This window comes from Microbacterium wangyouchuni (genome assembly GCF_054072595.1).
The window spans coordinates 558,926-572,105 of record NZ_JBSVRM010000001.1; the positions used below are offsets into that span (position 1 = coordinate 558,926).

At 63.5% G+C, this 13,180-nt stretch carries 10 protein-coding genes; 4 read left to right on the forward strand and 6 right to left on the reverse strand.

Features of this window, described 5'->3' with window-relative positions; all coding sequences use genetic code 11:
- Positions 1–23: 23 nt before the first annotated feature.
- The gene (locus ACW5CM_RS02610; protein ID WP_457124086.1) at positions 24–1,727 is read left to right on the forward strand and encodes a cation:proton antiporter; all 1,704 of its coding nucleotides are present in this window, start codon (positions 24–26) and stop codon (positions 1,725–1,727) included.
- Between the two features lie 42 nt (positions 1,728–1,769).
- Here the strand turns inward: ACW5CM_RS02610 and ACW5CM_RS02615 are convergent, their stop codons facing one another.
- A complete protein-coding gene (locus ACW5CM_RS02615) occupies positions 1,770–2,105 on the reverse strand; it encodes a hypothetical protein (RefSeq protein ID WP_438254133.1) in 336 nt (111 codons plus the stop codon).
- Positions 2,106–2,215: 110 nt separating this feature from the next.
- Positions 2,216–2,503 (reverse strand): helix-turn-helix domain-containing protein, encoded by a 288-nt coding sequence (locus ACW5CM_RS02620; protein WP_457124087.1) that lies wholly within the window; start codon positions 2,501–2,503, stop codon positions 2,216–2,218.
- Positions 2,504–2,593: 90 nt separating this feature from the next.
- Between ACW5CM_RS02620 and ACW5CM_RS02625 the strand changes: the two genes are divergently transcribed.
- The 3 genes from ACW5CM_RS02625 (at position 2,594) to ACW5CM_RS02635 (ending at position 10,548) form a co-directional block, all read left to right on the forward strand.
- Complete coding sequence (locus ACW5CM_RS02625; protein WP_457124088.1) at positions 2,594–7,504, forward strand: type ISP restriction/modification enzyme; 4,911 nt, start codon at positions 2,594–2,596, stop codon at positions 7,502–7,504.
- A gap of 101 nt (positions 7,505–7,605) precedes the next feature.
- Positions 7,606–8,928: an exonuclease domain-containing protein gene (locus tag ACW5CM_RS02630; protein ID WP_457124089.1), complete on the forward strand. Its 1,323-nt coding sequence runs from the start codon at positions 7,606–7,608 to the stop codon at positions 8,926–8,928.
- 99 nt (positions 8,929–9,027) lie between these two features.
- A complete protein-coding gene (locus tag ACW5CM_RS02635; protein WP_457124090.1) occupies positions 9,028–10,548 on the forward strand; it encodes an HNH endonuclease signature motif containing protein in 1,521 nt (506 codons plus the stop codon).
- A gap of 89 nt (positions 10,549–10,637) precedes the next feature.
- Here the strand turns inward: ACW5CM_RS02635 and ACW5CM_RS02640 are convergent, their stop codons facing one another.
- The 4 genes from ACW5CM_RS02640 to ACW5CM_RS02655 all read right to left on the reverse strand — a co-directional run bounded on the left by ACW5CM_RS02640 (position 10,638) and on the right by ACW5CM_RS02655 (position 13,066).
- A complete protein-coding gene (locus ACW5CM_RS02640) occupies positions 10,638–10,871 on the reverse strand; it encodes a helix-turn-helix domain-containing protein (protein WP_457124091.1) in 234 nt (77 codons plus the stop codon).
- Positions 10,872–10,998: 127 nt separating this feature from the next.
- Positions 10,999–11,613, reverse strand: a complete 615-nt coding sequence (locus tag ACW5CM_RS02645; RefSeq protein WP_457124092.1) for a hypothetical protein — start codon at positions 11,611–11,613, stop codon at positions 10,999–11,001.
- Positions 11,613–12,338, reverse strand: coding sequence for a hypothetical protein (locus ACW5CM_RS02650; protein WP_457124093.1), 726 nt, complete (start codon positions 12,336–12,338; stop codon positions 11,613–11,615). Before ACW5CM_RS02650 ends, ACW5CM_RS02645 begins: the two co-directional genes overlap by 1 nt.
- The gene (locus ACW5CM_RS02655; RefSeq protein WP_457124094.1) at positions 12,338–13,066 is read right to left on the reverse strand and encodes a hypothetical protein; all 729 of its coding nucleotides are present in this window, start codon (positions 13,064–13,066) and stop codon (positions 12,338–12,340) included. Before ACW5CM_RS02655 ends, ACW5CM_RS02650 begins: the two co-directional genes overlap by 1 nt.
- Between the last annotated feature and the right edge of the window lie 114 nt (positions 13,067–13,180).

A 13,180-nucleotide genomic window follows, 5' to 3' on the forward strand; every position in this document is an offset into this window, starting at 1 on the left:
CCGCGGCGGCGTACCCTTTCTCCATGGATGCCATGCTCTTCTACGTGCTGGTCGGAGCCGTCGCCGTGGCGGCCATCGCGAGATGGCGCGGGTGGCCGGCGCCGTTGTTGGTCACAGCTGTTGCGCTCGCGGCATCCTTTCTGCCTTTCATTCCTGAGTTGGAGATCGACGGCCATCTGCTGTTGAACGTGGTGCTGCCGCCGCTGCTGTATTCGGCCGCGCTCGATGTGTCGTTCGTCGGGTTCAAGCGCAGCCTGCCGCAGATTCGTCGACTGGGGATCTGGCTGGTGCTGCTGACTGCGGTTGTGGTCGGGCTGGTCGCGTGGCTGATTCTGCCGTCGCTGACTCTTCCGGGTGCGCTTCTGCTCGGCGCGATCGTTGCTCCTCCGGATGCCGTGTCGGCAGCTGCGATCGGCCGAAAGCTTGGGCTTCCCCGTCGCATCATGACGGTGCTGTCGGGTGAGAGCCTGATCAATGACGCGACGTCACTCACCCTGTACCGGGTGTTCGCGGCGATCATCGCTGGTGCTGCGCTGACCGTGTGGGACGGAGTCTGGCAGTTTGTGCTGGCGGTTGTGGTCGGAGTCATCGTCGGGCTCGTGTTTGGGATCGTGCTGCATCAGTTGCGCATGCGCATGGCCGATCCGGTCGTGACCGGAACGTTCGGGCTGCTCGTGCCGTTCGGTGCATATGCGATCGCTGAGCATCTGGGTGGGTCGGGTGTGCTGGCGGTCGTGGCGATGGGGTTGTATGTCGGATTCAACGCTCCGCGTACCGAGTACACGACCAGGCAGCAGGAGGCTCCGCTGTGGTTGTCGGCCGATCTGCTGCTGGAGAGTTTCGTCTTCGCCTACATCGGGCTGATGTTCCGGCGGGTGCTGAGTGACCTGGGCTCTGAATCGGTCGGGCACATCCTGCTGCTTTCCGGAGCGGTGCTGCTCATGGTGATTGTGGTGCGTCCGCTCTATATCTATCCCGCGCATGCGATCGCGAGATGGCAGCAGCGTGCTCGGCTGAGGCGCTGGGAACTCGTTGTTGCGAAGGGGCGGTTCTCACGGAAGCAGAGTGTGCGGCCGGGACGCCAGCCGATCACGACCGAGCAGATGAAGAGGCGACTGACCGAGCCAGAGCTGAGCTGGAAGGACAACGCGATCATCTCCTGGGCCGGGATGCGTGGCGTGGTGACGCTAGCCACGGCGCTGGCCGCGGCGGATCTCGCGGCCCTGGATGACGAATCCTCGCATGCGATCGTGATCGTCGCGTTCGTCGTCACCGTGGCCACGCTGATGCTGCAGGGGCTCACATTGCCGGTTCTCATCAGAATGCTGGGCGTTGCGAGCGACACTGATCGTGAGGCGGATGCCAGGGCAATTGCCGCCGTTCGTCAGCGCAGCCGTGAGGCAGGGGTCGTCTTCCTGGAGGCGAAGCGTGCCGAGTGGGCGCAGAACTACGGACCAGCCGAGATGAAGGCGTTCGACGGACTCACCGAGCGGATGGTGCGAGTGGAGTCGGACGCCGAGGACGTGCAGGAACTCGAAGAATCTGTTCCGCGCCCGTCATACGACGATCTCGCTGTGCTGATGAAGGGCTGGTTGCAGGTCAGGCGCGAGGTGTTGCTCGAAGAGCGCGACGCCGACAACCTCGACGAAGAAGTGATGCGCGAGTTGATGGCAGCGATCGACGCCGAGGAGTTGGCGCTGGATACACGCGGAGGGATCGGCGCTTAGCCAGGTCTCGCGCTGGGCTTGCTGGGCCGCGCCTCTCGCGCGCTACGGCGTGGAGCACTCGCCGGCGGCCTGCGACATCGTAACGGTGACGAGATCCTTGGCCTCCTGCGAGGTCTGCAGGTCCTTGCCATCGGCGATGTACGCGAGGTCCTGGTCGGAGAGGGGTGAGGCCAAGAACTTCTCTGAGATGCAGGTGATCTGCTCGAGCGTCAGCAGATCGCCCTGACCGCTGTCTTGCAGAACTTTGTGGAGCCCATCGCTGAGCTTGTCCACGGAGGGTCGTTCCCCCGCGCCGGAGCAGGCGGCGAGCGAGAGCGCGATCGCGGCGATGGGCAGCGCGAGAAGGAAGCGTGTGCGGGCACGCGTGTTGCGGGTCATGAGTTCGATTCTATTAGTTCAGGATCATGACAAATTTCGGAGGTTGGTGGGTGGGGGTGCGCTGCGGGAGCGGCGGTCGCGGAGCGCGTTCGCATGCGTGAGTTCGTGCGTCAGCCGACGCGTCGGCGCTCGTCCGCGCGGCTGGACGTGATCGTCGCGGCGAACATCTCTGAGGTGAGCCCATCGAGGAACTCACCGGGCTCTGTTTTGAGCGCCTCGGCTATCCGGATCAGCGTCTGAACCCCCAGCATCGCCCGCCCCGATTCGTAGCTGCGAATGTTCGACGAGTCGATGTCGCTCAGTACGGCGAGCTGGTCCTGAGTGAGTCCTCGCCGCTTCCGTTCGTCGGCGATTCGCGCCCCGATATGGGCGGCTGCGTCGGAAGGGATTCGGGCCACTCAACAAGCGTCCGTAATGTCTGTGACTTGTGCCAGGGTTAACAAACCCGGGTACAAGTACCTTCCCGGGATTTCCCCTGGGAGGTGCACATGGCCGGCGTGCCGTTGCAAGAAGGACTCGACGCGCATCTTGCTGAGTTCCGCGAGCTCGCGGACAGCAAGCGCATGGCTGGCAACTATCTAGAGCAGTTGGCGCGCCACTATCTGACGGTCGAGCCGCTCTGGGCCGATCAGCTGGGCGCGGTGTGGCTCTGGCGCGATTGGCCTGGACGTGACGGTCGCCCTGACACCGGCATCGATCTCATCGCTGAAATTCAGGGTGGCGGGCTGCTCGCCGTGCAGGTCAAGTTCTTCCGCGAAGAGCATCGGATGCAGAAGGGCGATCTCGATTCGTTCTTCGAAGCGCTCGGGCGGGAGCCGTTCACCGAGGGGCTGGTGATCGACACTACGACGGCTCCCTGGTCGGCGAACGCCGAGGAGGCGCTCAAGAACAGGTCGAAGCCGGTGAGGCGAATCTCGCTGGATGAGCTTCGGCACAGCGCGATCGACTGGTCAACGTACGAACTGCTGAAGCCGGAGATCGCGCCGGAGCGGCATGCGGCGAAGGTGCTTCGCTCTCACCAGCACGAGGCGGTGCGTGCCGTGATGGACGGACTCGCCCCGGACTCGGGACTGAACCGAGGCAAGCTCATCATGGCGTGCGGCACGGGCAAGACCTTCACCGCGCTCAAGCTTGCTGAACGCTGGACGGTGGAGCGCGCGGGTGGTGCGGCGACGGTGCTGTTCATGGTGCCTTCGCTGGCGCTGCTGCAGCAGTCACTGGAGGAGTGGTCACGCGAGCGCGACCCAGAGCTTGGCTTCCGTGCGTTTGCCGTCGGTTCGGACATAAACATCGGGCGGCGCAAGAACGACGACCTCACGAGCGTGATGCTCGAGGATCTTGGCGCTCCGGCGACTACCGACGGCAAGAAGCTGGCGGTGCTCCTCGGTGACGTGGATGAAGAGCATGACGGTCTGACGGTCGTGTTCTCGACGTATCAGTCGATTGAAGCCGTTGCCGAAGCGCAGCGGCTGCGCGGCGACACGTTCGATCTCGTCATCTGCGACGAAGCGCACCGTACGACCGGAGTGACGCTCGCTGGCGAGGACGAGTCGCACTTCGTCAAGATTCACGAAGACGCTGTGATCCCGGCATCCGCCCGCGTGTATATGACCGCGACTCCGCGGATCTTTGCGCCCGAGGTGAAGAACGCAGCGTCGCAGAAGTCGGCCGAGCTCATCTCCATGGATGACGAAGATCTCTACGGTCCGGTGCTGTACCGCATCGGATTCGACGAGGCAGTTCGCAAGGGACTGCTCACCGACTACAAGGTCGTCGTCCTGGGCATCAGCGAGGACGAGATCGTCGAGACGCTGCAGCAGGAGCTCGCTCAAGAGGGGCGCGAACTCGCGGTGACCGACGTCGCGAAACTCATCGGATGCTGGAACGCGCTGGCGAAGCGCAACGCCGGAGCAATCGCGGAGGGATTCGGCGTTGATGGCCAGCCGATGCGCCGCGCTGTTGCCTTCGCGAAGGACATCAAGACATCGATCGGTGTTGCCAGCGACTTCACCGCGCTCGTCGATGGTCATCTCTCGAACATTGAGAACGACGATGACACCGACGATCTGACTGTCGAGGCCGAGCATGTCGACGGCACGATGAATGCCACCCAGCGTGGCGAATTGCTCGACTGGCTGAAGGCTGCGCCGGAGCAGGACCAGTACGGCCGGCCCGTCGCGCGCGTGCTCACGAACGTGCGCTGCCTCAGCGAGGGCGTTGACGTGCCGAGCCTTGACGCGGTGCTGTTCCTCAGCCCGCGCAAGAGCCAGGTCGATGTTGTGCAGGCCGTCGGGCGTGTGATGCGCCGGGCCGAGGGCAAGCGGCTCGGATACATCGTCTTGCCGATCGCGATTCCGGCGGGCGTCTCACCCGAGGAGGCGCTGAATGACAACGAGCGCTACAAGGTCGTCTGGCAGGTGCTGCAGGCCCTGCGCGCCCATGACGAGCGTCTCGACACGGCGATCAACCAGACGGCGTACACGGGCAAACTGCCCGAGCAGGTACTGATCGAGCGGGTCAGCCTGACGTCGACGAAACCGCGGGAGGGTTCGGCGTTCGATTCGCAGAGCGAACCACGTGACAAGTCGGACGGGCCGATCACCGACGGGCCTTCGCATCTCGCGCCGACACTGCCAGGTCTCACCTCGACCGCGGAGGCATGGAAGGACTCGGTCTACGCCAAGCTCGTCGCCAAGGTCGGCGACCGTATGTACTGGGACGACTGGGCGGGCGACATCGCTCAGATCGCCCAGCGTTTCATCGCGCTGATCGCCGCGCACGTCAATGCTCCCGAGAACGACCGCGAGCCGTTCGAGGGCTTCGTCAAGGCGCTGCGCGCCACCGTGAACCCGGATGTCTCGGACGCAGAGGCGATCGAGCTGCTCGCGCAGCACCTGATCACCAAGCCGGTGTTCGAAGCGATGTTCCCGGAGGGGTCGTTCACGCAGGACAACCCCGTGTCGGTTGCGATGGAGCACGTGCTCGAGACGTTCGATGAGAACGCCGCATTCGCGCGCGAGCGAGAACCCCTAGACGCGTTCTACGCCAAGATCACTGGGCGCATCCGTGGGCTCGACACCGTCGGCGCAAAACAGCAGATGCTCGTCACGCTGTACGACAAGTTCTTCACGAAGGCATTTCCGTTGCTGGCCGACCGGATGGGCATCGTCTTCACGCCCGTCGAGGTCGTCGACTACATCCTTCGGTCAGCGGATGCCGCGTTGCATCAGCATTTCGGCAAGCGGTTGAGCGACGAGGGCGTGAACATCCTCGAGCCGTTTGTGGGGACGGGGACTTTCCTGACGCGCCTGATGCAGACCGGTCTCATCAAGCCTGAGGATCTTACGCGCAAGTACACGCAGGAGCTCTTCGCCAACGAGATCGTGCTTCTCAGCTACTACATTGCCGCCGTCAACATCGAGAGCGTGTACCGGGAGCTGTGCGCCGAATACGGGATCGAACCGGCAGGCGGAGGCTTCGATGGCATCTCCCTCACCGACACGTTCATGATCGATGAGCGCGTCACGCACGTACCTGGCGTTGGATTCAGGGAAAACACCGCACGTCTGGAGCGGCAACGATCCGCGGACATCGGTGTGATCGTCATGAATCCGCCCTATCGTGCTGGTCAGGCAAGCGCGAATGACGCCAGCCAGAACGCCAAGTATCCGCTCACAGACGCCCGGATCGCGGATACCTACGTGAAGCGATCGAGCGGCACCAACAAGAACGGGCTTTACGACTCGTACTTCCGCGCGTTGCGCTGGGCGACTGATCAGCTCAGCGAGGACGGTGTGATCGCGTTCGTCTCAAACTCGGCATTCATCGACGGCAGCACGGCCGCTGGTGTGCGCTTCACGATGATGGACGAGTTCAGCGACGTGATTGTGCTGAATCTCAAAGGTAATATGCGCAGGCAGGACTGGGACCGCGAAGGAGGCCAGGTCTTCGGGGCTGGCAGTCAGGCGGGAATCGCGATCACGGTGCTGGTGAAGGACTCAGCGCACGCCGGCCCCGCGCGGATCCACTATGCGGAAATTGGCGATTACCTCAGCCGTGAAGACAAATTTGACCGCCTCCGCTCGGAGCAGTCAATTGCCCATACTCAGTTCGAGCTCATCAGCCCGAACAACGCTGGCGACTGGATCAATCAACGCGACGAACGATTCGGCACATGGGCAGAACTCGGCGACAAGAAGCACAGGAACCATCCCGACACGCCGGCGATCTTTCGAGACTTTTCGAACGGAGTGCAGACCAACCGCGATGCTTGGGTATACAGCTTCTCCGCAACCAGTGTCGCGAGGCATGTGCATTCCACGGTGCAGGAGTTCAACTCACTGGTCGAGGATCCTTTGCGGGAAATAGACGCATCCAGGGTGTCTTGGTCGCGCTCGCTCGAAGCAAAGCGCCGCACTCGGAAGTTCATGAGTACCGAGGCGCCGGACCTTCGACTCGCGACGTATCGGCCGTTCACCAGACAGGCGCTCGCGTTCGACAAACGGCTCGTCGAACTTCCCGGTGTGTCGGAGAGAGCCTGGCCGACTGACCTGCATCGCAACTGTGCCATCTGGGTGACCGGACCTGGGGCGGGCAAGCCGTTCTCGCCGATGGCTGTTTCAACGGTGCTCGATCTTCACTTAGGCGGCGCATCTACCAGTGGGCGGGTCTTCCCCCGCTACACGTGGGAGCCAGCATCCGCCCCCGATGGCGCGTTGAACTTCGACGCGCTCGCAGCATCCGACAGCGACGAGATCGTCGACGGCTACCGGCGCGTCGACAACATCACCGACGCGACTCTCGCCAGCTATCGCGAACAGCACGGCGACGCGGTCACGAAGGACGCCATCTTCTACGGCGTCTACGCGCTGCTGCATCACCCGACCTACCGTGAGACGTACGAGGCGGACCTGCAGAAGATGCTCCCGCACATCCCGCAGGTGAAGGGTTTCCTCGAGTATGCGCGCATCGGTCGGGCGCTCGCAGGTCTGCATGTTGACTACGAGTCTGTCGCGCAGCATCCGCTCGGGCAGGAGCTTTCGCTCACCGCGCCGGAGGATCCCTACGAGCGCTACCGAATCGACAAGCTGTCGTGGATCTCACGCAAGGATCACACCGGCATCCGATACAACGAGCACCTCACGATCACCGGTATCCCCGATATTGAGAGCGAGTACAAGGTCGGTGGCCGTAGCCCGCTCGAGTGGGTGATCGATCGCTACAAGGTAACGACCGACAAGAAGTCCGGCATCGTCAACGATCCGAACGCCTGGCTTCGCGAGCAGGAGAACCCGCGCTACGTCGTCGATCTGATCCGGTCGCTCGTGACGGTAAGTGTGGAGACGCAGCGGCTGATCGGTGAGCTTCCGGCGTTTGAGGTGATCGAGGCAGACGACTGACCTCTGGGATGGACAGCCCCGGAGTCTGACGTCTCTGCCAGTATTCGAGGGGGAGACACCGGCGCCTCTGGGATGGCGCCCTCGAATGAGGGGAACTACTCATGGGCTACGCCGTTATCGATCTGGAGACCACCGGGTTCTCGCCGGCGCGCGGCGACCGCATCGTCGAGGTGGGTGTCGTCCTTGTCGATGACGAGGGTGCGGTAGAGCACGAGTGGACCACGCTCATCAATCCCCAGCGTGATGTCGGAGCCACCCACGTGCACGGCATCCATGCGTCGGACGTCATCGATGCGCCGCTGTTCGCCGACATCGCCGCGCACCTCGTCAGCATGCTGAGTGGACGAGTGCTTGCCGCTCACAATCAGGAGTTCGACCTCCGCTTCCTGCGCGCTGAGCTGGCTACCCATGGCTACGCGCTTCCGCCTGCGTATGCGGCGCTGTGCACCATGCTCTGGTCGCGCTCTTTCTTCGGGGCGGCGAAGCTCAGCGACGTGTGTGCGGCGCTCGAGATCGAACACGGCTCGGCTCATGCAGCGCTGGGTGACGCGCGTGCCACGGCTGAAGTTGTGTCTGCGCTGATCCGTGTTGCAGGGCGTTCGCCGCGCTGGGAGACGGATGTCGTAAATGCTGTTTTCCCGTTGGAGTCGGATGTTCCGAAGCCGGTGCCGAGCGCTGAGCGAGCAACTCCCATCAGTGCAATGTCGATGGTGTTCGTCGACACTGCCACGCTGCCGCTATGGGAGCGTGTCAACATCCCGGTCGATGCCAGCGATGCGGGAGCGGCGGTCTATCTCGACATGCTGACACGCGTTCTCGAAGACGGTCTCATCTCCACAATGGAGTACTCACGCCTTGAAGCGATCGCCGAAGTCGCGCATCTCGGCGCGGAACGCATCGGCGCGCTGCACGCGGAGTATCTTGCCGCGGCTCGGGCAGAAGCGCTTGCGGATGGGATTGTCAGCGACATGGAACGCCGAGAACTGGCACAGATAGCGACGATTCTCGACCAGCCTGCGCCCGAGCTTCCTGCTTCTGCGCCGGTCGTTGGCGTGAGTAGGCCCGGTGCTGATGGTGCCGCCGGTGTGCCGGCACACGCGCTGGTACATGCGCCGAAGCTTCGCGTCGTTGGCGATCGGACTGCGTTGACGACCGGTGAGGTCTTCATTCTTACGGTTGGTGCGCGAGTCGTATTCACCGGGGCTATGACGCGACCGCGGGAGGAATGGGCGCGTGCACTCGCCGAGGCAGGGTTCGTGACTGGAAGTGTGACGAAGAACTGCGCGGTGCTCGTCGCTGAGGATCCCTTCACTCAATCGGGCAAAGCGAAAACCGCGCGTGCCCACGGTGTCCCGATCGTCACGGAAGCTGAGTTCATCCCGGCGTACGAGGCATTCGTTGCGGGGAATATCGCCGTCGGCTGAGATTCGGTGGTTTCGCAGCGATAGCCGAGCACCACTTCGAGTTATCCACAAACTCTCAAATCTTTGTATGAATGTCCGTGGCCTCTGAGAGTATGAAGTATGGCAACTTTCACCGACGTCGCGACGCTGATCCCCACCCTGGGGGGACAGCTCGTCGACGGCGCCGACGCGGATCTCGCGCAGGCGTCGATGATGTTGATGACGGATGCCGACATCGTGAAAGTACTCGAAGAGACAGCAGCGCTCGCCAAAGAAGTCGAGCAGATCCAGGTCGCCGCCGCGGGCGTGATCGCGGTGCGTTCGAAGCGCGAGCGCGGACACTCGGGGTTGTCGGCATCGCGAGGGCACCGGTCGGCGGCGGCGTTCGTTCAAGACGTCACCGGATCCACCAAAGCCGATGCGAATCGCAAGGTCCGGGTTGGTGAGGCTCTATTCGATGACTCTGAGCCAGATACTGGTGGCCCCGCCCCTGACGATGAACCGACTCGTGAGGAGCGCCCGGCACCCGGTCCTTGGTATCAGCCGCTGCGCGACGCCCTGGGCGATGGACGACTGACCGCCACGCAGTTCGATGCGATCCGCCGCGGGCTGGGAGAGCTGCCCGAGATCGACGTCGACGAAGCGGATGCTGACACCCGAGCGCAAGCGAAAGAAGAGGCGCGGGCCGCGTGGGCGCAAGCCGCGGAGCAGCTTATCGACGAAGCAGCGGAGCGCACGGTTGAGGAATTGTGGCAGCAGGCGCGGACGATCCGCGACCTGCTCGACCCGGAGGGGGCGGAGAAGCGGTTCCTCGAACGATTCGAGAAGCGTTCGTTCCGCACTTATCGCGGGCAGGACGGCCAGAAGCGGGCGAGCTTGGTGCTTGATGACGATGGCGACCTGTTCCTCGAGACCATGATGGCCGCCGCGCTGCGTCCTCGCCGCGGCGGCCCGCGGTTCGTCGATTCTGACGAGAAAGAACAGGCCGCGTCACTGATCGATGACCCGAGAACGAACGACCAGCTCGCCTATGACCTGATCATGGATGTATTGCGCGCCGGCGCGCTCGCCGATGCGGAGAGCGTTTTCGGCACTCGTCAGGCGGGCGTGCGACTCGTGCAGGTCGTGGATGCCCACGGCAACACCGCTCCTGTCGCCCACAGCGAAGACCACCTGGTGTCGATGCCCGGTGCGGCCGCCGACCAGCGCATGTGCGAGAGCGGGTTCGTGCCCGTCACGCTCGATTCCTGCGGAAATCCGCTCGACGTCGGACGCGAGCAGCGTCTGTTCATACCGAAACAGCGCATCGCCCTTGCGATCCGTGATGGTGGATGCCGCTGGCACGGGTGTGACCGACCTGCCTCCTATTGTGAAGCCCATCACATCGATGAATGGGATAGAGATCGCGGGCGAACCGACATCGATCGCGGGATACTGCTGTGCCGATATCACCACATGACCCTGCACCACGGCGGATGGCGGATCACCCGTGACGGGACCGGCGACTTCATGTTGCGCCATCCAGACGGCGACGAGTTCGTACTCAAGCCGAGGGTCGTCCTCGCCTACACCCATGCCCAAGTCTGGCCCGGACTCGGCGACGATCCGCCTTCGAAGCGGTTCCGCCCGGCGGTCGCCTGAGTCCTCTCGGTCAGGCGGCTGGCTGAGCCGGGCGACCAGCTGAGCCGGGCGACCAGCTGAATCAGGCGCCCAGCCAAACCCGCTCCGCGTCACCGCTCAGTCAGCACCAGCAGCTCGCCGACCTCGCACCCCAGCGCATCACAGATCGCGCGAAGCGTCGAATAGCGGATGGCACGGGCTCGGTCATTCTTTAGCACTGACAGATTCACGATGCTCACCCCGACTCGCGCGCTCAGCTCGGTGAGCGTCATCCCGCGAGCTGCGAGCAGCTCGTCGAGGCGGCAGTGGATGCCGGTCTCTTCATCATCCGGGGCGGGAGTCATACCAACCCCTCCGTTTCACGCGGCAGCCGGATGTCGCGTGCTCCGGAGTCAAGCGTTGCGTCAACCGGTGGCTGGTCGAGGTCTGCGGTCTCTGAGCGTTGCGATCGAGTGGGGGCAGCGGCGTACATCAGACAAGTCCTTCGGTGTCGCGTTGCAACGCCGAACCTCGACGGACGATGATGGCCATCACGCCCACCGCGATTGCAGCAACGAACAGCGGAACTCCATCCGTGAAGAGAAGCCAGCGCTGTTCGTCGAACTCGCCGCCCAGAGCCGCGAACACACCGTTCAAGCCCATGTTCTCGAACCACGTACCCAGCAGCCCAGCAGCCAAAAGTCCCATTGACATCGCAAAGGTCAGGCCGGTGTTGACCCGATCGAACAGAATGCCCCGTATCAGTCGCCGACACACGATCACTCCCAGCGCCGCGACCGTGATTAGGCACAGTGCACGCAGCACGATCGCCACGACCAGCGAGACGACGCTGACTGCGTTGACATCGGCCACCACAAGCGTGGCGAGCTCGGTCGTCGCCAGCGCTCCTTCGCCGATCGCCGCGGTGATCTCCTGCGCCGGGATGCGCGTGGTCACAGTCACAGACCCCGCGGTCGCGAACAGTTCGACAATGCTGCGGATGCTGTTGAAAATGAGCCAGCCAATAATCAGTGCACCGACGACGATCGCCGAGTTCAAGTCGTTGCGATCGGCCCGCGCCTGCTTCGCCATGTTCTTGCTATTCATCACACAAGTCCTTCCGTGTCGCGCTGCAAGCGGATGCCGTGGCGAATGAGAACGGCCAGAACGCCCAGCGCCAGCGCACCCCACAGCGGCCAGAGATCGGGCCATGCAGGCCATGCTGGCGTGGGCAAGTTCGCCGTGGGGCTATCGGCACGAATTAACTCGAACGCGATCTCGGCCAGGCGGAACGACGCAAGGCCTGACAGTAGCTGCCCAGCGAACCCTGTGACCAGGAACACGCCCGCGCCGATCCACGACAGCTTCACCAGGTGCGCGGCGAACGGCGCTCGCCGGATGATCCGCTCGCAGAGGATGACGACGAAGATGCCGATCGCGATCGGTGGCAGCGCAGAAATGACGCTCCCGAGAGCCTGCAATATCTGTGTGCCGACATCGGCCTGCGCGACGCCGACGCGGATGCTGTCGACGTGAGCCACCATCACATACGGCTCGGGGCTCATCGTGTCAGCGGTGGGTATCGGCCAGGGCGTGAACGGGCTGACGGCGGCCTCCGCGTGCACGGCGGTCATGCGCCGGAAAACCATGGGCACTGTCGCCACCGCGACGAGTGCGGCCCAGCCTGCAGCTGTTGCTCCGGCCAACTGCGTCAGATACACGATCCCCGGAACCCGCGCCTCCGGCTCGACGCGATTGCGCCGGCGCAGAATGACGAATGCCGCGATGATCGGGAGGAGAGGGAGGGCAATTAAGTAGGCGGTCGTGATCATCAGACCAGTCCTTTCGTGTCCTGCTGCATCCGGGTGCCGATCTGGAAAGCGCCGGCGACGAGGCCGATGACCAGCCCCCATCCGATGGGTGAGAGGTCGATGGTGACAAAAAATGCTGCGAACGGCTCGTCACCGAGCGGTGCGCCGCTGTTGAGAAACAGTGCAGCTTCGGCGAGAGAGATGCCCCGGCAAAGGTTCGCGAACAACCCGCACACCATCACGGCACTCGCCACGACCACAAGCGCGATCGGAAAACGTCGGCCGAAAGGCGTGCCCTTCAGCGTCCCGGCGGCGAGCCACACCGCGGCCGCGCAAACGATCAGCACGAGGAGGATCGGCAGCAGATCAGCGCCGAGCTGCCAGGCGGCGATGCTCGCGGGAGCATCTGTGATCGTCACATCGACACCAGTGGAACTGGCATGTTCGACATGCGGCAGCGTCATCAGATCTTCGTCGACCTCGGCGATGATGCGGCCGAGATCGTAGACCGTGACGGACCCCGGCGTGATCGTCGCGACGACGGTGGCGATCGCGTTTCCCAGGGCCGTGATGCCGACGAAGATCGCACCGGCCGCGGTGAACGCAGTTCCGAATCGATCGCTCTTCGCCAAGCCGGGCACGGTCTTCGGTGCGCGCTTCAGTAGCAGCACGAGTGCGACGGTTCCGGCGACGAACCCGAGGAGCAGGGCGAGAGCCAGGATGGCGTCGGCTGGGACGAGATCGAACATCAGATTCCTTCGTTGCTTCCGGAGTTATCGATAATCGTTGTTATCGATGTTCGTTAACATAACGACTTTCGATATCCCCGTCAACTGCTTCTCCAGCATCCGCCCGGTCAATAA